Origin of the sequence: Streptomyces sp. NPDC057638 (genome assembly GCF_042800315.1) — a bacterium.
Classification (GTDB): domain Bacteria; phylum Actinomycetota; class Actinomycetes; order Streptomycetales; family Streptomycetaceae; genus Streptomyces.
In genome coordinates this window covers 18,302-39,390 of record NZ_JBHVHF010000024.1, presented here as the reverse complement: position 1 = coordinate 39,390, position 21,089 = coordinate 18,302, and the positions used below count along the sequence as shown (strand labels likewise).

Here is a 21,089-nt window from a genome sequence, read left to right as displayed (position 1 = left end):
CCGGTCCGATCCTCCCAAGGGGCCTAGTTGTACCAGTCGATCCAGTCGGTGAACGCTTCCTGGCGTTTGTGGTCTGAGGTGCAGGGCCTCTGGTAGGCCCACTCGTCCATGAGGGTGCGGTGGAAGCGTTCGACCTTGCCGTTGGTCTGGGGCCGCCAGGGCCTGGTCCAGCGTGGGCTGATGTCCAGGTCATCGCAGGTCTGGCGCCAGGTGTTCTTGGTGTAGGCCCAGGCGTTGTCGGTCAGGACCCGTTCGATGGTGATGCCCCGTTCGGCGAACCAGGCGGTGGCCCGGCGCAGGAAGGCGGCGCAGGTGGGGGCGGTCTCGTCGGGGAGGTCTTCGGTGTAGGCCAGGCGGGTGTGGTCGTCCAGGGCGGTGTGGAGGTAGGCCCAGCCGGTTCCGGTCTTGTTGCGGCGTCCTTCGGCCCGCCCGAGGGTCCTGTGGCCGCCGCCGTCGGGGATCCGGCCGGGTTTCCTGACGTCGATGTGGACCAGTTCTCCGGGGCGGGCGCGTTCGTAGCGGCGGACGGGTTCGCCGGTGGCCCGGTCGAGCGCGGCCAGGGGCGGCAGGCCGTGGCGGGTGAGGATGCGGTGGGCGGTCGAGGGGGCGATCCCGCAGCGGACGGCCAGCCGGAGCGGGCCGATCCGGTGCTCGCGTCTCAGGCGCAGTACCCGTTCCTCCACCTCGTGTGGGGTCCGTAGTGGCTGGTGGTGGGGGCGGCTGGTGCGGTCACTCATTCCGGCGATGCCAAGGAGGCGGTAGCGGCCGGCCCAGCGGGCGGCGGTGGTGTGGCTGACCTGGAAGCGTTCCGCGGCCCGGCGCAGGGGCCAGCCGTCGTCCACGACACAGCGGGCCAGACGCCAGCGGCCGGTCTCGGTCAGCGGGGCGTTACGGTGGGACACGAGGGCCTCCAGGTCTGGTGCAGATGTCGTAATCCACACCAAACCCAGAGGCCCTCACCCATTTCAACAACCCAGCACGCGTGTCACCAACGTCCCGGGACAACACACCTAGCTGGCCTGCGTCGTCAGAAGGCGCTCCACCTCCTCATCGAACGGAATGTCCCACTTCTCGTGCAGGGAGAGCGCCTCCAGCCAGCAGGTCCGCGCCCGGTCCGGGTGGTCGAGCGCCGCCAGCACGCGCCCCAGGGTGACGAGCACGCTTCCCTTGGTGTGCTCACCGCCGATGCAGCCGAGCGCGAGAGCCAGCTCCGCGTGCGCGCTGGCACGCGCCGGGCGCAGCGTCCGGAGCAGGGCTTGGGCGATACGGAAATGGGTCGTCCCTTCCCAGAGCCGCTGGCGACTGGCCTCGAAGCCACTGAGAGCCCCGTACAACTGCTCCAGCGCCTCCTTCGGGCGTCCCGCGGCGGTGAGCGCGACCCCGAGCGCGTAGCGGGCGCCGGCGAGCCGCAGGGTGGTGCCGGTGCGTTCGTAGATGTCCAGGGCCGCCGCCGCGACGTCGATGGCCTGTTCGGTCCGCCCGAGTGCCAGGGAGACCGGGGAGAGCCGGCACAGGGCCACGGCCTCGCCCAGGGTGTTCCCGTCGGCCCGTGCGTCCGTGATCGCCCGGTGGAGGTGGTCCTCGGCCTCGGCGTGGGCGCCGCGGTTGAGCGCGATGACGCCCCGGTCGACATGGACCGAGAAGGCCACCGCCTGATCCCTCGTCTGTTCGGCCAGCTCGTCGGCGCGCCGCGCGTGGTCATCGGCCTGTAGGTAACGTCCCATGACCAGATGGACGGTGGAGAGGATGGCGTACGCGCGTCCTAGGGAACGCGTATCGCCCGTCGCCCGCGCCGCGGCCAAGGCGGCTCGCGCGGTGGCCTCGTACTGATGCGGACTCGTGCCCGATTCCGCGAGATCCCTGACGATCCACAGCAGGTCGACGGCGTGGCGCAGCCGTCCGCCGACGGTGGACTGGCGGGCGCAGGCGAGGAGGGAGTGGGCCTCGGTGTAGAGCCAGTCCAGGGCCTCCTTGCGGCTGGCGAAGGAGAGTCCAGGATGCTCGGCGCGCTCCATGTGCTCGGGAAACCGGTCGCCGGGCCAGACGGATGCGTACATCCGCCGGGCGGTGGCGAGGTAGAAGTCCAGCAGCCGGGAGAGGGAGCCCTCGATGGTGTCCGGCGTATCGTCGCGTTCGGCGCACGCGCGGGCGTAGAGGCGTACGAGGTCGTGGTAGCGGTAGCGGCCGGGGGCGGGGGAGTCCAGCAGGGAGGTGTCCACGAGGGCCTCCAGCTGGTCCTCCGCCTGGTGGAGGGGGAGGTCGAGCAGCGCGGCGGCCGCCGCGAGGGAGACGCTGGGGCCGTCGGCGAGGCCGAGCAGGCGGAAGGCGCGGGCCTGGGCGGGCTCCAGCTGTCCGTAGCCGAGTTCGAAGGTGGCCTTGACGGCGAGGTCACCGGCCTGGAGTTCGTCCAGTCGGCGTCGTTCGTCGGCGAGCTTGGCGGCGAGGACGGAGACGGTCCAGGTACGGCGGGCCGCCAGCCGCGAGGCGGCGATCCGGATCGCCAGCGGCAGGAACCCACACGCGCCGACCACGTCCAGCGCCGCCTCCCGCTCCGCCCCGACCCGCTCCTCACCCACGATCCGGGTGAAGAGCTGGAGCGCCTCCTCCGGGGACATCACATCGAGGTCGACCAGATGCGCTCCGGCCAGGTCGACCATCCGGACCCGGCTGGTGACCAGCGCCGCGCACCCCGCCGACCCCGGCAGCAACGGCCGGATCTGCGCCGCGTCACGGGCGTTGTCCAGCAAGACGAGGACACGCCGACCCGTCAGCACAGAGCGGTACAGGGCGGTCCGTTCGTCGAGTGACTCCGGGATCCGGGCGTCGGCGATGCCGAAGGAACGCAGCAGCGTGCCGAGGGCGACGACGGGCGCCAGGGGGCGGCCCGTGGTGCCCTGGAGGTCGACGTACAGCTGTCCGTCCGGGAACTGGGGCCGGGCCCGGTGGGCCAGATGGACGGCGAGGGTGGTCTTGCCGACGCCGCCGATGCCCGCGAGCGCGGAGACCGCCATCACCGCGCCCTCGGCGGTGGCGAGCCGGTCGCTCAGCTCCCGTATGAGGGCGGTGTGCCCGGTGAAGTCGGGGACAGCGGGCGGAAGCTGGGCCGGTCGGATGACGGGGGCCGTCGACGTCTTGCGGGTGGTGGGCTGGGCCAGTTCCTCGTCGGCGCGCAGGATGCGCTGGAGCAGCTCGGAGAGTTCGGGGCGGGGGTCGACACCGAGCTCTTCGGCCAGCAGCCGCCGGGTGTCGGCGTAGACGGCGAGGGCCTCGGCCTGGCGGCCGCTGCGGTAGAGCGCGAGCATCAGCAGCTCACGCATCCGCTCCCGCAAGGGGTGGATGGCGGTGAGGGCGGTGAGTTCGGAGACGGCCTCGGCATGCGCCCCGACCATCAGATCGAGATCGAGACGGGTCTCCAGCAGCCGCAGCCGCCACTCGTCGAGCCGGGCGCGCTGATGCTCCGCGTAGGGACCCGGAACGCTCGCCAGCGGTTCACCGTCCCACAGCCCCAGCGACTTGTTCAGCAGCGTCCGCGCCTGGTCGGGCGACCCGGCGGCACGCGCCTTCTCCGCCTCCAGCGCCAGTTCCTCGGCCACATGGAGATCGAGGGAGAGCGGTTCGCACCGTACGGCGTAGCCACCGGACTCGCTGACCACGGTGCGCGGGCCGAGGGCCTTCCGCAGCCGCGAGGCGTAGGTACGGGTGACCGCGAGCCCCTGGACCGGGGGGTTCTCGCCCCAGATGGAGTCGATCAGCTCGGCCGCGGTGGCGGTGCGCCCCTGGCGCAGCAACAAGGCCACCAGGAGCGCGCGTTGCTGGGGGGAGCCCGTGGGGAGCGGTTCGCTGCCGAGCCAGGCGCGTACCGGCCCGAGCACACTGAAACGCGGCCCTTCCGTGCCCTCCGCCGTCACCGTCCGCGCACCCTCCAGCCGCGTTTCTTCCCGTTTCTTCCAGGGGGTATATCGATCGTATGTCTCCGGGGGTGACGATGAAGGACGTGTTGTTCGCGGACGTGCCCTGTCCGTTCCGTGGGACACGTTCAGGCAGGTGAGGCTCTGCTGGGGTGGCTCCCCAGAGTGTCTCGCTTTGCCATTTTTTCCTCCAAGCCTGTCGCGGTGCAACGCTCTTGGGCGCTCTTTCCGCGCTGATGCGCTGCCAGGACGATGTCCCGGGACCTCCGCGCCAGGGGGCGCTGACGGGGGCCGTCCGAGACGGCGTCTCGGCATCATGGGGACTGGGCGCATGCGCGAGGAGGCTTCTCCTTCATCATCTTGACCACATCCGTGGCATCCGCCGTCGACGTGTTCCCGGCACTCGCCAGCTTCGCGCTGAACACGCACCTTGTCCCGGCACCGGCCCGGCGGCATCGGCTCTCCGCGTCACATGAGGTGCTCGCCGCGCTGTTCGACGCCCTTCCGGCGGTCCTCCACGCGAGGCGTCCGGCGGGCGGCACGCTCTGATTCCCCGCTGACTCCCGGCCCGGACGGGCTGGTGCTCCGGGCCCCGACGGGGTCGCGGTGTGGACACACCGTGGCCCCGTCCGTGTTGACCGGGGAGGGTTCCGCGGGGCCGGGAGTGCCGGCGGCGGCGCGTCCTCAGTGCCGTTCCGCCGAGGGGGCGGTCACCGCGTCCCAGGCCGCGAGGGCGCGGTCGGCCACGCGGCGGAGCTCGTCGCCGTCCGCTCCGTCGCGGGCCTGGAGGGACATGCCCTGGAGGACGGCGGTGTAGAAGGCGGCGACGGCGGCGGTATCCGCCCCCGGGGGGAGCTCCCCGTCGTCGACGGCCCGGTCGAGACGGGCGGTCAGATCGCTGACGCCGGATCTGCGCCACTCGGCCACATACGCGCGGGCGGGCGCGGTGGACTCGGAGCCGTTGATCGCGGACAGCACGATCATGCAGCCGGTGGGCTTGTCCGAGCCGGTGTAGGCGCGGGCGTTGTGGTGGAGCAGGGCGGCGACCGCCTCGTACGCCGTGGGCTCGTCGGCGAGGGCGCCGTGCGCGGAGCGGCCCTCGGTCGCGTCGTAGAACGCGACCGCCTCACGGAACAGCTGCTCCTTGGAGCCGAAGGCGGCGTACAGGCTCGGGGAGCTGATCCGCATGGCGGCGGTCAGATCGGTCATGGACGTGCTCTCGTAGCCGAACTCCCAGAACGTCATCATGGCCCGCTCCAGAGCGGTGGTGCGGTCGAAGCCGCGAGGGCGTCCGCGTGCGGCCATGGCTGCCTCCTCGAATTCTGTGCCGTCCGGCAAATATATCCGTTGACCCGGCCGGGCGGGTGTGCCACGCTTTCTGTGTCGATCGGCACGGAAATATTCGGCTGCGAGATCACGGAGAGACGATGAGTGGGGCGTTGGCGGGGAAGGTCGCGTTCGTCACGGGCGGCAGCAGGGGGATCGGAGCCGAGATCGTGCGGCGGCTGGCGCGGGAGGGGGCCGATGTCGCGTTCACCTATGTGAGCGCGTCGAGTCGGGAGAAGGCGCGGACGGTGGTGCAGGAGGTCGAGGCGTTCGGTCGGCGGGGGCTGATGATCGAGGCCGACTCCGCCTCGTCCGAAGCGGTCCGCCAGGCGGTCGGGGAAGCCGCCGCGTGGCTTGGCCGCCTGGACATCCTGGTCAACAACGCGGGGGTGTTCCCGTATGGCCCTTTCGAGCGGGTGACGGCCGAGGAGTTGGAGCGGACGCTGGCCATCCACGCGGGTGCCGCCTTCGTCGCCGCTCAGGAGGCGTCCTCGCATCTGCCCGAGGGAGGGCGGATCATCAGCATCGGCACCGGTCTCGTGGACCGAGCCACCTTCCCCGGTATAGCGCTGTACACGATGAGCAAGGCGGCGCTCGGCGGGCTCACGCGGGCGCTCGCCCGGGAGCTGGGGCCGCGGGGGATCACCGTCAATCTGGTGCACCCGGGGTCTATCGACACGGATATGAATCCGGCGGACGGCGAAGGCGCCGCGTCTCAGGTGCTGCGGACGGCCCTGGGGAGATACCTCGACCCGGGCGATGTGGCGGAGACGGTCGCGCACCTCGCGGGGCCCGGCGGCCGGAGCATCACCGGGACGGCGATCACGGTCGACGCGGGGACGAACGCCTGAGCGGAGCCGGAGCGGGGGAGGGGGTACATCCCGGTGGGATGGCCGGGGCTTGTCCGTCGCGGCGCGGGGACCAGATCGCTCAGGGGCGCCGAGGGGGCGAGGGAGGAGGTGGCCATGGGGTGAGCAGACAGCGCCCGACCAGCCCCAGGCCGGCGTCCAGCCGGTCGATGGACTCGTCCGCCAGAGTCGGCAGCCGCCGTACCTCCCAGAGCAGACAGGCCTGTGACCAGGCCGCGTCCCGGGCGCGGTCGAGGTTCCAGGAGCCGAGGAGGTGGGTCAGCGGATCGGCGATCTCCAGCAGTTCGGGGGGCGGCACCAGATCCTCGCGGACGCGTTCGTCCATCAGGGTGAGCAGATCCCCGACCCGGTCGAACTCCTTCGCCAGGTCGGCGGGCTCGCGGCGCAGCCTGCGGCAGGTGTCCACGACGGCGAGGGCGAGGTCATGACCGACGAGGGCGTTCAGTCCCGCGAGGGCGAACTGCGCGGGACGTACGCCGGGGTGGCGGCGGTGCTGCGTCAGCGGGCGCCAGCAGGCGGGCGGCCGGCCCCCGGCCTCCGCCGCCTCCATGGCGGTGAGATAGCGCTGGGCCAGCAGGGTGTGCAGGGTGATGGCCATGCCGCTGGGGAGTTCGCCCTGGTCGATCCGGCGGCAGAAGTCCTCCGTCGCGCTGAGATAGACCCGGTTGAAGACGGCCGCGCCATCGGTTGTGGGCCAGCGGCGGTGCAGTTCGCGCAGATGGCCCAGGGCGGTGCCGAGGGGAGTGGGAGGGGGGACGGTGAGCTGTTCGTTCTGAGACATGGGGGGAGGGTCCCAGGCTGATGTCCCTCGGAGGGCGCACCGCCGTGCGCTTCCCCGAAACGGGGGATGGTGCGGTGGCGCCCATGGCCCATGGGTGACGGGGGGATTCCGCGGTCTTGCCGCGTCGCCCGCCGGGTGCGCGTCCGGGGGTGGGCCGTGTGGGGCTTGCCCACCCCCGGATGTCGGGAGGATCTCGTACGCGGTCGTCCGGCCGCACGCGGTCCTACGGTGCGCGGGGCTCAGGCGCGCTGGGCCGGCCCGCCGTCGGTGCCCGGGTTCCCGGTGGAGTCCGGGTCCCGGGTGACGCCGGAGTCCGGTGCGGCGTCGGAGTCGTAGCTGGAGGTTCCGGCATCCAGAAGGGGTTTCTGCTCCTTCATATGGGCCGGGGCGAAGGCGCGCAGCACGTGGTAGCCGGTGATGACGACGATGGTGCCGAGCGCGATCCCGCCGATCTCGAAGGAGTCGGTGATCTTCAGGCTCACTCCGCCGACGCCGATGATGATGCCCGCGGCGGCGGGGACGAGGTTGAGGGGGTTGCTGAGGTCCACCTTGGCGTTGATCCAGATCTGGGCGCCCAGCAGGCCGATCATGCCGTAGAGGATCACGGTGATCCCGCCGAGTACACCGCCCGGGATCGCGGCGACGACGGCACCGAACTTCGGGCAGAGGCCGAAGAGGAGGGCGAATCCGGCGGCGGCCCAGTAGGCGGCGGTGGAGTAGACGCGGGTGGCCGCCATGACGCCGATGTTCTCGGAGTAGGTGGTGTTCGGCGGGCCGCCCACGGCGGTGGAGAGCATCGACGCGGCGCCATCGGCGGCGATGGCCGTGCCGAGCTTGTCGTCCAGGGGCTCGCGGGTCATCTCGCCGACCGCCTTCACATGCCCCGCGTTCTCGGCGATGAGAGCGATCACGACAGGGAGGGCGACCAGGATGGCCGACCACTCGAAGCTCGGGGCGTGGAAGGAGGGCAGTCCGATCCAGTCCGCCTTGGCCACGCCGGACAGGTCCAGCCGCCAGTGGTCGACGGCCTCGCCGCCGCCCAGGGGGGAGTGGATCTTTCCGAAGATCCGGTCCAGCGCCCAGGAGAGGAGATAGCCGAAGACCAGACCGAGGAAGATCGCGATCCGGGAGAAGAAGCCCCGCAGACACACCACGGCGAGCCCGGTGAAGAGCATCACCAGCAGGGCGGTCCACTGGTCCTGCGGCCAGTAGGTGCTGGCGGTGACCGGAGCGAGGTTGAAGCCGATCAGCATGACCACGGCGCCCGTGACGATGGGCGGCATGGCGGCGTGGATGACACGGGCGCCGAAGCGCTGCACCACCAGACCGGCGAGGAAGAGGGCGACGCCGACGACGAAGACCGCTCCGGTGACGGTGGCGCTGTCACCGCCGCTGGCGCGGATGGTGGCCGCGACACCGACGAAGGAGAGGGAGCAGCCGAGATAGCTGGGGACCCGGCCGCGCGTGGCGAGCAGGAAGATCACCGTCGCGACGCCGGACATCATGATCGCGAGGTTGGGGTCCAGGCCCATCAGGACCGGGGCGACGAATGAGGCACCGAACATAGCCACGACATGCTGGGCGCCGAGCCCCACTGTCCGGGGCCAGGAGAGCCGTTCGTCGGGGCGTACGACGGCGCCTGGAGCGGGGGTCCGCCCGTCGCCGTGCAGGGTCCAGCGCACGCCGAGCTTCATGGGCGCTCCTCTGTTCCGGGGTCATCGATGATCGGCGCAATGGTAGTGCGATTTTCGGCCAGGAGTCCTATGCGTGAATGTGCGGGACTCGTTGTCACCGCGTACGGGCGGTCATACGCTCAGATGACCGGATGGATGAACGCTGTTCATATACGTGATGTGAGGTTGTGATGGCCATAAGCGTCTTACGGTGTCGGCGAGTTGTGGCCGCCATCGTGGCCTGCGTCGCCGTCCTGCTGTCGTCGGGGCCCGCTGGCGCCGTCGCGGCGGCGGCTCCCGGGGTGCTCGACGCCCGCGCCGGACGGGTCGGCGCCGACGGGGTCGCGGCGCCGGGGACACCCGTGATCGACGGAGAGCGGCTCCAGCGGGCCAAGGAGCGGTTCCGGCGGGGCGACCCGGCCCTGCGCCGGGCGGTGAGGGACCTCGTGGTCCAGGCGGACCGCTGGCTGGGGCAGGGCCCGTGGACCGTGGTGGACAAGCCGAGGCCCGCGCCCAGCGGTGACCCGCACGACTATCTGAGCCAGGCGCCCTACTGGTGGCCGACCCAGCCCCGAACGCCGGAGAACCCCTGGGGCTGTCCCTATGTACAGCGGGACGGCGAACGCAACCCGGAGGTCGACACCGGTACCGACCGGCCCGGCATCGGCAAGGTCGTGGGCGCCTCCACCACGCTCAGCCTGGCCTGGTACTACACCGGTGACCCGCGGTACGCCAGGCACGCGGCGACGGTGCTGCGGACCTGGTTCGTGGATCCGGCCACCCGGATGAACCCGCATCTCAACCACGGCCAGTTCATCCCGTGCCGGTTCGACGGACGGGCCATCGGGATCATCGACTTCTCCCAGATGTACACCAGCGTCCTCGACGCCGTCGCGATCCTCGACACGGGCGCGCCCGGCTGGGGCGGGAGCGACCGGGCCGGGACGCGGGCCTGGAATGCCGCGTTCCTGGGATGGCTGCGCAACAGTGCCTTCGGTCAGGAGGAGGCCGCCGCCAGGAACAACCACGGCACGTTCCACGACATGCAGGTCGCCGCGCTGGCGGTCGCCACCGGCGACCGGGCGCTGGCCCGTCAGGTGGTTCTGGACGCCAGGGCCAAGCGCGTCGATCCGCAGATAGCCGCCGACGGCGCACAGCCCCAGGAACTGCGCCGGACGAGGAGCTGGCACTACTCCACGTTCTCGCTGGTGGCCTTTGCCCGACTCGCCGCCATCGGTCAGCGGGTCGGGGTGGACCTGTGGAGTTATCGGGGGCCGGCGGGACAGGGGCTGCGCGCGGCCGTCCGGTATCTGCTGCCCGCGGCGACCGGAGCCGCCGCGTGGACCCATCCGGAGCTGCGGTTCCTGCGCTACGCGGCCACCGATGTCGTCCATGCCGCGGCCGACGGCGGCGATCTCCTGGCCAAGGCGGCGGTTCACCGGCTGGAGTCGCCGCCCGGGGGCGACCTCTGGGCGCTGCGTCCCGCCGCCGAGCAGTTGGACTCGATCGCGGCCGGGGGGTGAGGATCTCTCCGTTCCCCGGTGCCTCGGGGTGGTCTCAGACGCGCGGTGCGGGGGCGGCCGGGTCCGGGGTCTTCGCGACGACCGCCTCGCCACGCGCCGAGCGCAGTACCCCCGCGCCCAGCACCAGTCCGAAGGCGAGCAGGGTGACCAGGCCGAAGGAGAACACCAGGCTGGTCGCGTCCGCCACCGCCCCTATCGCCGAGGGCGCGATCAGGCCGGAGGTGTAGGTGATCGTCGCGACACCCGCGATGGCCTGGGCCGGTCGCGGTCCGCTGCGCGCCGCGGCGGCGAACGCCAGCGGTACGACCACGGCCACCCCGAGTCCGATCAGGCCGAAGCCCGCCAGCGCCGCCATGGGGTGGGGGGCGAGGACCACCAGGAAGCCTCCGGCGGTGGCCAGGGCGCCGCCGCAGCGGACGGTGCGCACCGGGCCGAAGCGATCGACGATCCGGTCGCCCGCCAGGCGCGCCACCGCCATGGTGAGCGCGAAGGCGGTGGTGGAGGCCGCTGCCAGTCCGGCCGAGGTGCCCAGTTCGTCGCGGAGGTAGACGGCCGACCAGTCCAGGCTCGCTCCCTCGGCGAACACCGCGCAGAAGCCGACCGCGCCGATGATGACGGCGGACTTCGGCGGCAGCGCGAAGCGCGGCGGCGGTTCCTCGCCGGGCGCGCTGCGCAGATCGAGGACGCGCTGGCAGACGAGGAGTCCGAGGACGGTGAGGACGACGGCGGCGAGGGCGTGGTGCAGCCGGGCGTCACTGCCGATATGGGCGGCGAAGGTACCGCCCGCCGAACCGATGAGCGCTCCTACGCTCCACATGCCGTGGAGGCTGGACATGATCGAGCGGCCGAGCCGGTTCTCGGTCTCGACGCCGAGGGCGTTCATCGCGACGTCGGACATGCCCGCGGTGGCTCCGTAGACGAAGAGGGCGCCGCAGAGCGTCAGCAGATTGGGGGCGAGGGAGGGCAGCAGCAGCGCGAGGGTCCACAGGGAGAGCAGTCCGCGCAGGGCGGCGCGGGCGCCGAAGCGGTGCATGATCGCCCCCGCCAGAGGCATCGCCAGCGACGCGCCGAGGGCGGGGAAGGCGAGGGCGAGCCCGAGCTGTCCGGCGCTGACGTCCGCGTGGTCCTGGATCCAGGGGATGCGCGTGGCGAAGCTGCCGGTCACCGCGCCATGGACGAGGAAGGTCGCCGCCACCGCGCGTCGCGCTTGGATCAGCCGCCGTGGGCTGAGTCCGTCCGAGTGTTCCACCATGCCTGTGCCCCTCCGTAGAAATGGTCCGCGTAAACTATCAGGAAGCCTGCCTGATAGTTAGTGATTAACGGCCGGGGTCCCGATCTGGAAGGATTCCGGCATGCCCGCATCCCCGAGCACCGCCAGGGCCATCAACGATCGGCTCGCCCTCCAACTGTTGCAGAGTCAGGGTCCTTTGACGGCGACCCAGTTGAAGGCGATGACCGGTCTGTCCCGGCCCACCGTCGCCGACCTGCTGGACCGTCTCCAGGAGCGCGGGCTGATCCAGGTCGTCGGCGAGTCCGGGGCGCAGCGGCGCGGACCCAACGCGCGGGTGTACGGAATCGTGGCCGACCGGGCCCATCTCGCCGCCCTGGACGTCCGCACCCAGGGCGTCACCCTTGTCGTCGCCGACCTGCTCGGCACCACTCTCGCCGAGGCGTCGCTCCCGATCAGCCGGGACACCGGCACGGAACCCGCCGTCGAACAGGCCGCCGCGCTGCTGGAGCGGACGGTGTACGAGGCGGGGGCGACCCGGCTGCATACGGTCGCTGTCGGGGTGCCGGGCCTGGTGGACCCCGCGACCGGGGAGCTCAGGGCCGCCTCGGGACTTCCCGCCTGGCACGGTCGGCTCGCCGCGGAGCTCCAGCGGCGGCTGCCCGCCCGGGTCGTCCTGGAGAACGAGACCAATCTCGCCGCACTCGCGGAATCCCGGACCGGGGCGGCCGAGGGGCGCGAGACCTTCGCCTTCCTCTGGCTGGGCTACGGGGTCGGTGCCGCGCTCTTCCTCGACGGCAGGCTCCGCAGGGGCGCCTCCGGTGGCGCGGGGGAGATCTCGTTCCTTCCGGTACCGGACACCGGGGGGCTGCCGTCCGCCAGCCGGTGTGACGGTGGCTTCCACTCGCTCGCGGGGTCGACGGCGATCCAGGGGCTGGCCGAGGAGTTCGGCGTCTCGGTCAAGGACACCTCGCCCCATCACACCGCCGGCTCGGCCCTTGTCGCCCATGCCCTCACGACAGGTGCGGAGGGGTTCCTGGACGCGCTCGCCCAGCGGCTCGCGCTGGGCGCCGCCGCGGTGGTGTCCGTGCTCGACCCCGGCTGTGTGATCCTCGGCGGCGAGGTCGGTCTCGCGGGCGGCCCCGAGCTCGCCCGCAGGGTGGAGCGCGTGCTCGCCGACCTCAACCCGCTGCCCACCCAGGTGCGGGCGGGCTGCCTGGGTGGTACGGCGGTGCTGCGGGGCGCCCTGCTGACGGCCCAGGACCGGGCGCAGGACGACCTCTTCGGGCCGGCGGACGCGGACTAGTGCTGTGGCCGGAAGGGTTTGCCGTGGGCCCGCGGCGTCCGGTGTATGGGGTCTCCCCAGGCCCGCGGCGTCCGGTGTATGGGGTCTCCCCAGGCCCGCGGCGTCCGGTGTATGGGGTCTCCCCAGGCCCGCGTGGGCCGAGGGTTGGGGTCTCCCCAGGCCCGCGTGGGCCGAGGGGACGCATCGCAAGGCGGAGGTCCACGGCTCGTACTGGACGTACTTGCGTGGTCCGACAACGCAGGGGGTACCCCCGGGCCGAAGGCCCAGGGGGAGAGGTGCCGTGCCGGGCGTCGCGGGCCGGTGAACCTTTCCGGTCACAGCACTAGCGTCGTCCGCGGTGGGGCGAGCGGTGGACGGGCCGGGCGGTCGGGCGCGGACGCCGGGTCAGCGCGGAGGCGAGCGGCGCTCCAGGTAGATACCGGTGAAGACGGCCACCTTGGCGCGCAGGACCCAGGGGTCGAAGGGCTTGCCGATGTAGTCCACGGCGCCGGCGGCGTAACCACGGGCGGAGTGCTCGGGGCAGGCGCCCATGGCGGTCAGGAAGATGATCGGCACATCGCGGTCGCGGGGACGGCGCTTGATATGGGCGGCCGTCTCGTAGCCGTCCATGTCCGGCATCTGAACATCCATGATGATCACCGCGAAGTCGTCGTGGTCGAGGAGGGCCTTGAGGGCCTCCCGGCCGGACGAGACGGCGACCAGCTCCTGGTCGAGGGTGGACAGGACCGCCGTCATCGCGAACAGATTGTCCGCCTGGTCATCCACGACGAGCACCTTCGGCAGCCCCTGGGGCGCCGGAGCGCTTGGTGGGACGGTCGGCAGGGCGGCGGACCGCTGGGCCAGCTCGATGGCCTCCAGCTGCCGTTCGAGCAGACCGCAGCGGGCCTCCGCGAGATCACGCTGGTGTTCCGCCGCGACCAGCTCCTCGGTGAGCCGCCCCACCTCGTTCCGGAGGGTGTCGCGTTCCCGCAGCAGCTCCGAGACGTCTGGGGAGGCGGCGGCGAGACGGTCGGCCCGCTCCCGTTCGGCGCTCCACTCGGCTTCGAGCTGGCTGATCCGTACCTCCAGATCGGCGATGCGGTGCTGGCGGTCGAGCAGAGCCTCGCCCAGGACGTCGCCGCGCACCGAGGAGCGGCGGGAGACCCGGTCGGCGTCGGCCAACTGCTGTTCCAGTACCTCCACGGCGCGTCTGGGGGAGGCGCTGGTGGCGACGGCCGCCTGGTGCAGCCCCCGCAGGAGCTCGATGGCCTCCGGAGTGGCGGCGGTGCCACGGCGCTCCGCGAGGTCGGTGAAGAGGTCCGTCACCACGTCCCATGGGGGTACGCGGGTGCCGTTGAGATAGCGCGAGAACGTTCCCGCGTCCCGCACCCGCCGTGCCGCGTAGCGGCGGACGGACACCTCAAGACCGCTGAAGAGTTCGCGCAGCGCCTGGGCGAGCGCCCGGGACTCCTGGTTGAGGTCCTGGGCGAGCGGCCGCAGTTCAGGCATGTCCGTCGCCGCCCTCCGCGTCACCGGTCCGTGATGCGCGACACCCCGGTTCCGGCCGCTCGACCGCCACCAGTCCGTTGAAGAGCGGTACCGCCGCTCCCGCCGCGGCGAGCGCGCAGAGCGCACTGCGGGCCGCCCCCTCACCCGCGAGTCCGGCGAGCACCCCGGCCCCCAGTCCCGCCAGGACGGTGAGGAGTAAGACGAGCGTGGCCCTCAACGACAGCAGCGGACGGTCCATGGCTCCCCTTTCGCCGCCCGGTGGCGACCGGGCGCGACACACGCTTCCTGACGGTTGCCGGAAGGTGTGCCACAGCATGGAGCGTGGTGTGGGTGTTGCACGCGCGATACGCGAGACTGGCAACGGTGGTGTCGCGGCTGAGGACCGTCCTCTCGCGATGCGCCCGCCGTCGCCCCAGGCCAGCGCGGTACGAAGGGGTACACCGGCCGCGGAGCGTCAGATGCGGCAGCGGCGTTGCCAGGCAACACCGGGCACCCGGCATGTGGTGCCGGGCGCGGGCGCCTGGATCATCGGCCCCGACGCCCGGCGGCGACGCTTGGGTATGAGACCGGGTGAAGCACGAGGTCACGTCGTGGTGGTCGTGCCGTGGTGAATCGTGAGACCCGGCCGCTGGGAGCTGCCGGGCGGAGGGTCCCGGGGGAGTCGCCGGGGAGACCCGCCGTCCCCGGTGAAGGGTGCCGGGGGGTGTGCGCGGCGACCGGACCGGGCGGGCACATGTCCCCCGGCCCGGTAGGGGGCGGTGCGCGCGGAGGGTGGGTCACGCGCCCCGCGCATGACCCACCCTCGTCGTGCTCCCCGGCGCCCGGCCGCTCCGGGGCGCCGCCCCGTACGCCCCGCCGGAGTGGGGCGGCGGCCGCCGGTGACCAGGCCTCCGGTGACCCGGTGATCAGCCCCCCGGTGGTCCCCGGTGACCACGCCGCCTGGGCCGCGCCGCCTCCGTCGCGCCTCGCGTTCAGGGCCGCGCCCCGTCGCGCCCGGTCTCCCCGTAGAGCGCCGCCTTGTGTTCCCGCGCCCCGGGACAGGGTCTAGGAGAACGCCAGCTCCGCGACCCGGCTCGCCTCCCGCACCCAGGGCGCGGTGAGGGTGCCCTGCTTCACGGAAGCGACGCCGCCCCCTTGGACGACGCCGACGCGGTTGCCCGAGAGGGCGATCTGGACGACACCGTCACCCTGTTTCACCCAGGGCGCGGTGAGGGCGCCGTCCTTCACATGGGCGGCGCCGCTGGACTGGAGGATGCCGATACGGTCGCGGGAGAGTTCGAGCTGGACCACCTGGCCGCCCACCCGGACCCAGGTCGCGCTCAGCGCTCCTTCCTTGACCCAGGCGGCACCGTTGCCCTGGAAGGCCCCGACGCGGTCGCCCGCGAGGTCTATGTCCACGACGTTGTCGGCCTGCTTGACCCAGGAGGCGGTGAGGGTGCCCTGCTTGGCCCAGGCGGCGCCGTGGCTCTGCACGATCCCGACCCGGTTGCCGGAGAGCTCCAGCTCCGTGACGTTCTGGGCCTGTGGCACCCAGGAGGCGGTGAGGGTGCCGTCCTTCACATACGCGTTGCCGTTGGCCTGCACCACGCCGATCCGGTTTCCGGCGAGCGCGATCTGCCGCACCTGGGTGGACTGGCGGACCCAGGCGGCGCCCAGGCCCCCGTCCTTGACCCATGCCACGCCGTCGTCGGTGAGGACGCCGATACGGTCGCCCGCGAGCGTGATCTGCTTGACGTGGGCACTCTGGCGGACCCAGGCCGCGTCGAGGGCGCCCTGCTTGGCGTAGGCGATGCCGTCGCCGAGGCGGACGCCGATACGGTTGCCGCCGTCACCTGAGACGGTCTTCGGCGCGGCGGTGGCCGGTCCGGCGACCGCGAGTCCCAGAGCCGTCACCGCCGCGGCGGCGGACAGCAGCTTCCCGTTGATGCTCATGAATCGAACCTCCGGGTGAGGAGACCAGGACTGGTCGGCTGCCCCGGGACGGGGGAGCCTTGGCCGAGAGTCGAACAGCCGGAGACGTCCCCTGTCGCGGTCACCCGATCGAGTGAGTACGCGGGTTGACGTTGTCCTGGGCAAGGGCGCGCTGAGGTGGCGGGCCATCGCTCATCCATCAGAATCACTCGATCGGGTAATGCTCCAGGATTTCTGGAGGTGTTGCCCTGTGGCTCGCCACCGGCGTGCGCGCCCTCTTGTTCCCGCGTGCGGAATTCGGTCCGGGCGCCCGTGCGCGCCCTGTCGCGCCCCGTGAAGGCCCCTGATGCCCGGCCTGTCGCGCCAGCGGGCCCGGATGGCGGACTCGCGACCCGGAGCGACCCGGAGCGACCCGGACTGCCCCGCCCGGCTGCTCCCGTCGGCCGCCGGTGGTCGCCACTCCGCGACGCTCCCCGCCCGTGCCCGCTCCACCAGCGCTTTCGGCGTGGCCGCCGGCCTGCCTCCGCTCGCGTGCGCGCTATTCGGGTACGGAGGGAAGCCCGACGACGGCAAGGGCCGGGACTCCGCCGCCGGGCGACCAACCACCCCGCGCGCGAGCGGAGTTCGCAGAGCCTAAAAGGACTAGACCACTCGGGTCAATAGGGCGGAATCAAGCCGGTGACAAGGCAAGTTCCGGCCAGTTGTGAGTCAGGCCACACCGATCACTCGTTCGGCCGACAGTCGCCCATGGCACACTGGCCCTGTATCAGCAGCAGCGCACTCCGGGGTCGGTGTAATTCCGAACCGGCGGTTATAGTCCGCGACCCGTCCGCAGCCAGCGGCCGGTTGACCAGGTGAAATTCCTGGACCGACGGTGAAAGTCCGGATGGGAGGCAGTGCGCGGCGGGTGGACCGTTTCCGGTGCGCCGGCCGTCGGGCGGCTGATCGTCCCCTCCAGGGGGCGGTCCGTCGGCTCATCGGCCCGGTGTGAGCACCGGGCGTTTTCCGTCGGCGGGCATGTTCCGCCGTATCCCGCTCTCCGCCGTCATCGGCGCCCCGGAGTCCGTGCCCCAGCAGGCAGGAGGACCCGGTGGCCACAGCGGCCGACATCAGCGCCATGCGGCGCGCCGTCGCACTCGCGGCCCGAGGACTCGGCGGCACCAGCCCCAATCCGGTCGTCGGCTGTGTCATCACCGACGACTCCGGCCAGACCCTCGGCGAGGGCTACCACCAGCGCGCGGGCGGTCCGCACGCCGAGGTCCACGCCCTGCGCGCGGCGGGGGAGCGGGCCCGGGGCGCCACCGCCTACGTCACCCTCGAACCCTGTGACCACACCGGCCGCACCGGCCCCTGCTCCCTGGCGCTCCTCGACGCCGGGATCGCCCGGGTCGTCTACGCCGTGCCCGACCCGAACGGCCCGGCGGGCGGAGGCGGCGCCACCCTGCGCGCCGCCGGGGTCCGGGTCGACGCCGGGCTTCTCGCCGACGAGGCCACCGCCGTCAACGCGGCCTGGCTCACCTCCGTACGCCTCGGCCGTCCCCATGTGCTGTGGAAGTACGCCGCCACCCTCGACGGCCGGATCGCGGCCGAGGACGGCACGAGCCGCTGGATCACCTCGCCGCAGGCGCGCGCGGACGTGCACCGGCTGCGTGCCGAGGCCGACGCCGTGATCGTCGGCGCGGGGACGCAGCGCGCCGACGACCCCCACCTCGCGGTGCGCGGGATCGAGGGCGCCACCCAGCCGCTGCGCGTGGTCCTCGACACCGAGGGCACGGCCGTACGGGAGGGGGCCCGGGTCCTGGACTCCGCCGCCCCCACCCTGATCGCCGTCGCCGACGACCTCCCCGACTACCGCCCGCCCGGTGGCGCCGAGGTGCTGCGGCTGCCCCGCGCGGGCGCGGTCGACAGCCCCGACCAGACGGCCGCTCCCGGCACGCCCGATCGAGCCGACCGCACCACCAGCACCACCAGTCCCGGCGCCCCCGGCCGAGTCGGCCACACCGCCACCACCGCCGCCACCGCCGCCACCACCGCGCCCGGCCCGCGCGCGGGTCTGTCCGTGCCCGCGCTGCTGGCGGCGCTGTACGCCCGGGACATCCGTTCCGTACTGCTGGAAGGCGGACCCACCCTCGCCGGGGCGTTCGTCGCGGCGGGCGCCGTCGACAAGGTGGTCGGCTATCTGGCGCCCGCGGTCCTCGGTGCCGGGCCCGCCGCCCTCGCCGGGTCCGGAATCTCCACCATCGCGGACGCGTTGCGGCTCGATATGACCGAGGCCGTACGCGTCGGACCCGATCTGCGGATCACCGCCGTCCCCGTGACCGTCCCGAAGGAGCGCTGAAGTGTTCACCGGAATCGTGGAAGAACTGGGTGAGATCGCCGCCGTCGAGCGACGGGGTGACTCCGCGCGCTTCACCGTGCGCGGCCCGGTCGTGACCGAGGGGGCCCGCCACGGTGACTCCATCGCCGTCAACGGCGTCTGTCTCACGGTCGTGGAACCGGGGGACGGCGAGTTCACCGCCGATGTGATGGCGGAGACGCTCAAGCGCTCCAGCCTCGGCGCCCTGGACACCGGGTCCCGGGTCAACCTGGAGCGGCCCACCGCCGTCGGCGCCCGCCTCGGCGGCCATATCGTCCAGGGCCATGTCGACGGCACCGGGACCGTCGTCGAGCGGATCCGCTCCGAGCACTGGGAGATCGTACGGATCTCCCTCCCCGCCGACCTCGCCCGCTATGTGGTCGAGAAGGGCTCGATCACGGTCGACGGCGTCAGCCTCACCGTGGTCGACGCGGGGGAGGAGGACTTCACCGTCAGCCTGATCCCCACCACCCTCGCCCTGACCACCCTCGGGGTGAAGGGCCCCGGTGACCCCGTCAACCTGGAGGTCGACGTGATCGCCAAGTATGTCGAGCGGCTGCTCGGCCAGCGCGCCCCGGGAGAGCCACGATGACCCTGGACTGGCTGAACTCCGAGGCGTTCACCGCCTTCGGCCAGCACATCAAGTGGACCGACATGGTCGGCAACGTCATCGGTCTGATCGCGCTCGCCCTCGGCTGGCGCCGCTCCATCTGGACCTGGCCCGCCCAGCTGCTCTCCGGCCTGGTCCTGGTCGCGGCCTACGCCTCGGCCGGACTGAGCGGTGGTGTCGGCAAGCAACTGCTGGTCATCGCGGTCGCCGCCTGGGGCTGGCGCCAGTGGACGCTGGGCAGACGCCAGGCCAGGGACGGTTCGATCGCCGTCCGTTTCGCGACCTGGCGGGAGCGCGGGCTGCTCGCGGGCGGGGCCGCCCTCGGCACCCTCGCGGTGGTCGGACTGTTCACGCTCTATCCGGAGCTGTCGTGGAGCCCCTGGGCGGACGCGTACATCTTCGTCGGCACCATCGTCGCGATGGTCGCGCAGGCCCGGGGGCTGGTCGAGTTCTGGTTCGCCTGGCTCCTGGTCGACATCGTCGGTGTGCCGCTGGCCTTCAGCGGTGGCCTCGCCTTCTCCGGCCTGGTCTACGTGATCTACTTCGCGCTCGTTCTGTGGGGGCTGCGCGACTGGTGGCAGCGCTCCCGCGGCCCCGCTCTGAAAGGAGTCCCGGCATGACCGAAAGGAGTCCCGGCATGACCCTCCAGCCCGTGCCCGACCTCGTGGACGCTCCCGGGTCCCGCCCCGCGAACGCCGCGGCCTCCGCCGTCACCGACGCCCCCGGTGCCGGTCTGGCGGCGGACGGTTCCGTTCCGTCCCTGCCCTGGTACGGACAGGACCCGCCCGAGGCGTCGGCCCCGGCCCCGGGACTCGACCCCGTCGAGCGCGCCATCCGCGACATCGCGGCCGGACGGCCCGTCGTGGTCGTCGACGACGAGAACCGGGAGAACGAGGGCGACCTCGTGATCGCCGCCGAGAAGGTCACCCCCGAGGTCATCGCCTTCATGATGAGCGAGTGCCGGGGACTGATCTGCGCGCCCATGGAGGGCGAGGAACTGGACCGGCTCCGGCTCCCGCAGATGGTCGAGCGGAACACCGAGTCGATGCGGACCGCGTTCACCGTCTCCGTGGACGCCGGTCCGGAGCACGGGGTGACCACCGGGATCTCCGCCGCCGACCGGGCCACCACCCTGAGGCTGCTGGCCGGCGGGACCGCGGGGCCCGACGACTTCGTACGGCCCGGTCATATCTTCCCGCTCCGCGCCCGGCCCGGCGGGGTGCTGGCGCGCCCCGGCCACACCGAGGCCGCGGTCGACCTCGCCCGGCTGGCCGGGCTGCGCCCGGCGGGTGTCATCGTGGAGATCGCGGGCGCGGACGGGGTCATGCTGCGGCTGCCCCAGCTGATCCCCTTCGCCCGGGCGCACGGGCTCGCGATCATCTCGATCGAGGATCTGATCGCCTACCGCCGCGCCGCCGCCGGTCCGGTCGTCCGCCGGGAGGCCGAGGTCGACCTGCCGACCGCCCACGGCCGCTTCACCGCCTACGGCTACCGCGCCACCGCCGACGGCGTCGAGCATGTCGCCCTCGTCCACGGTTCGGTCGGCGACGGCGAGGACCTTCTGGTCCGGCTCCACTCCGAGTGCCTGACCGGCGATGTCCTGCACTCCCTGCGCTGCGACTGCGGCCCCCAGCTCCAGGCGTCGCTGGAGCGCGTCGCCCGCGAGGGCCGGGGCGTCGTGGTCTATCTCCGCGGTCACGAGGGCCGTGGCATCGGGCTGATGTCCAAGCTCCGCGCGTACGAACTCCAGGAGCGCGGTCACGACACCCTCGACGCCAACCTCGAACTCGGGCTGCCCGCGGACGCCCGCGACTACGAGGCGGGCGCGCGGATCCTCGCCGACCTCGGTGTCCGCAGCGTCCGGCTGATGACCAACAACCCCGACAAGGTCACGGCGCTGGTACGACACGGGATGACCGTCTCCGGACGGGAGCCGGTGCCGGTGCAGGCCGGGGAGCACAACCTGCGCTATCTGCGGACCAAGCGCGACCGGATGGGGCATGACCTGCCCGGACTCGACGGCGTCGCCAGCGGGGCGTGCCGCGAGGCACCGTGACGCGGCTCCGCCGCACCCTCACGTCAGCACCCCTCTCATCACCCTCCTCATCAC

16 protein-coding genes, 1 pseudogene and 1 riboswitch are annotated in these 21,089 nt (G+C 72.4%); of the genes and pseudogenes, 8 read left to right on the top strand and 9 right to left on the bottom strand.

From position 1 onward, the window contains the following. Positions 1 to 26: 26 nt before the first annotated feature. A pseudogene (locus ACFVIM_RS06055) lies at positions 27 to 902 on the bottom strand (IS481 family transposase); the annotation flags it as partial. 108 nt (positions 903 to 1,010) lie between these two features. Beyond that, entirely contained in the window at positions 1,011 to 3,908 is a 2,898-nt protein-coding gene (locus ACFVIM_RS06050; RefSeq protein WP_384299056.1) for a BTAD domain-containing putative transcriptional regulator, read from the bottom strand. Between the two features lie 360 nt (positions 3,909 to 4,268). Here ACFVIM_RS06050 and ACFVIM_RS06045 point away from each other — a divergent pair, with 360 nt between their 5' ends. After that, positions 4,269 to 4,457, top strand: a complete 189-nt coding sequence (locus tag ACFVIM_RS06045) for a hypothetical protein (protein ID WP_384299053.1) — start codon at positions 4,269 to 4,271, stop codon at positions 4,455 to 4,457. 135 nt (positions 4,458 to 4,592) lie between these two features. Here ACFVIM_RS06045 and ACFVIM_RS06040 read toward each other — a convergent pair whose 3' ends face one another. Next, positions 4,593 to 5,213 (bottom strand): TetR/AcrR family transcriptional regulator, encoded by a 621-nt coding sequence (locus ACFVIM_RS06040; protein WP_384299051.1) that lies wholly within the window; start codon positions 5,211 to 5,213, stop codon positions 4,593 to 4,595. Between the two features lie 122 nt (positions 5,214 to 5,335). Between ACFVIM_RS06040 and ACFVIM_RS06035 the strand changes: the two genes are divergently transcribed. After that, on the top strand, positions 5,336 to 6,085 hold the full coding sequence (locus ACFVIM_RS06035; protein WP_384299049.1) for an SDR family NAD(P)-dependent oxidoreductase: 750 nt from the start codon (positions 5,336 to 5,338) through the stop codon (positions 6,083 to 6,085). 79 nt (positions 6,086 to 6,164) lie between these two features. Here ACFVIM_RS06035 and ACFVIM_RS06030 read toward each other — a convergent pair whose 3' ends face one another. Continuing rightward, positions 6,165 to 6,884 (bottom strand): DUF5995 family protein, encoded by a 720-nt coding sequence (locus ACFVIM_RS06030; protein WP_384299047.1) that lies wholly within the window; start codon positions 6,882 to 6,884, stop codon positions 6,165 to 6,167. A gap of 239 nt (positions 6,885 to 7,123) precedes the next feature. Then, complete coding sequence (locus ACFVIM_RS06025) at positions 7,124 to 8,578, bottom strand: uracil-xanthine permease family protein (protein WP_384299044.1); 1,455 nt, start codon at positions 8,576 to 8,578, stop codon at positions 7,124 to 7,126. A gap of 170 nt (positions 8,579 to 8,748) precedes the next feature. On the opposite strand from ACFVIM_RS06025, the gene ACFVIM_RS06020 reads away from it, so the two are divergent. Beyond that, the gene (locus ACFVIM_RS06020) at positions 8,749 to 10,080 is read left to right on the top strand and encodes an alginate lyase family protein (protein ID WP_384299042.1); all 1,332 of its coding nucleotides are present in this window, start codon (positions 8,749 to 8,751) and stop codon (positions 10,078 to 10,080) included. A gap of 34 nt (positions 10,081 to 10,114) precedes the next feature. Here the strand turns inward: ACFVIM_RS06020 and ACFVIM_RS06015 are convergent, their stop codons facing one another. Next, positions 10,115 to 11,332 (bottom strand): MFS transporter, encoded by a 1,218-nt coding sequence (locus ACFVIM_RS06015; RefSeq protein WP_384299040.1) that lies wholly within the window; start codon positions 11,330 to 11,332, stop codon positions 10,115 to 10,117. Between the two features lie 100 nt (positions 11,333 to 11,432). Here ACFVIM_RS06015 and ACFVIM_RS06010 point away from each other — a divergent pair, with 100 nt between their 5' ends. After that, positions 11,433 to 12,614, top strand: coding sequence for an ROK family transcriptional regulator (locus ACFVIM_RS06010; RefSeq protein WP_384299037.1), 1,182 nt, complete (start codon positions 11,433 to 11,435; stop codon positions 12,612 to 12,614). 384 nt (positions 12,615 to 12,998) lie between these two features. On the opposite strand, the gene ACFVIM_RS06005 is transcribed toward ACFVIM_RS06010, so the two are convergent. The 3 genes from ACFVIM_RS06005 to ACFVIM_RS05995 form a co-directional block, all read right to left on the bottom strand. Next, on the bottom strand, positions 12,999 to 14,102 hold the full coding sequence (locus tag ACFVIM_RS06005; RefSeq protein WP_384299035.1) for a response regulator: 1,104 nt from the start codon (positions 14,100 to 14,102) through the stop codon (positions 12,999 to 13,001). Beyond that, positions 14,095 to 14,340: a hypothetical protein gene (locus tag ACFVIM_RS06000; RefSeq protein WP_384299032.1), complete on the bottom strand. Its 246-nt coding sequence runs from the start codon at positions 14,338 to 14,340 to the stop codon at positions 14,095 to 14,097. Before ACFVIM_RS06000 ends, ACFVIM_RS06005 begins: the two co-directional genes overlap by 8 nt. A gap of 806 nt (positions 14,341 to 15,146) precedes the next feature. Further along, positions 15,147 to 16,034 carry a peptidase S1 gene (locus tag ACFVIM_RS05995; protein ID WP_384299030.1) on the bottom strand — a complete coding sequence of 296 codons (888 nt, stop codon included), beginning with the start codon at positions 16,032 to 16,034 and terminating at the stop codon, positions 15,147 to 15,149. 752 nt (positions 16,035 to 16,786) lie between these two features. Beyond that, positions 16,787 to 16,917, top strand: a riboswitch (FMN riboswitch). 186 nt (positions 16,918 to 17,103) lie between these two features. On the opposite strand from ACFVIM_RS05995, the gene ribD reads away from it, so the two are divergent. Genes ribD through ACFVIM_RS05975 form a run of 4 tightly spaced genes read left to right on the top strand, consistent with a single transcriptional unit; the run spans position 17,104 to position 21,035 of the window. Next, the gene (gene ribD, locus ACFVIM_RS05990; RefSeq protein WP_384299028.1) at positions 17,104 to 18,351 is read left to right on the top strand and encodes a bifunctional diaminohydroxyphosphoribosylaminopyrimidine deaminase/5-amino-6-(5-phosphoribosylamino)uracil reductase RibD; all 1,248 of its coding nucleotides are present in this window, start codon (positions 17,104 to 17,106) and stop codon (positions 18,349 to 18,351) included. A 1-nt stretch (position 18,352) separates the two neighbouring features. Next, positions 18,353 to 18,961, top strand: a complete 609-nt coding sequence (locus ACFVIM_RS05985; RefSeq protein ID WP_384299025.1) for a riboflavin synthase — start codon at positions 18,353 to 18,355, stop codon at positions 18,959 to 18,961. Continuing rightward, on the top strand, positions 18,958 to 19,599 hold the full coding sequence (locus tag ACFVIM_RS05980; RefSeq protein WP_384299022.1) for a nicotinamide riboside transporter PnuC: 642 nt from the start codon (positions 18,958 to 18,960) through the stop codon (positions 19,597 to 19,599). The genes ACFVIM_RS05985 and ACFVIM_RS05980 overlap by 4 nt, the downstream gene beginning before the upstream one ends. After that, positions 19,596 to 21,035: a bifunctional 3,4-dihydroxy-2-butanone-4-phosphate synthase/GTP cyclohydrolase II gene (locus ACFVIM_RS05975; protein ID WP_384299021.1), complete on the top strand. Its 1,440-nt coding sequence runs from the start codon at positions 19,596 to 19,598 to the stop codon at positions 21,033 to 21,035. The genes ACFVIM_RS05980 and ACFVIM_RS05975 overlap by 4 nt, the downstream gene beginning before the upstream one ends. Positions 21,036 to 21,089 lie beyond the last annotated feature (54 nt).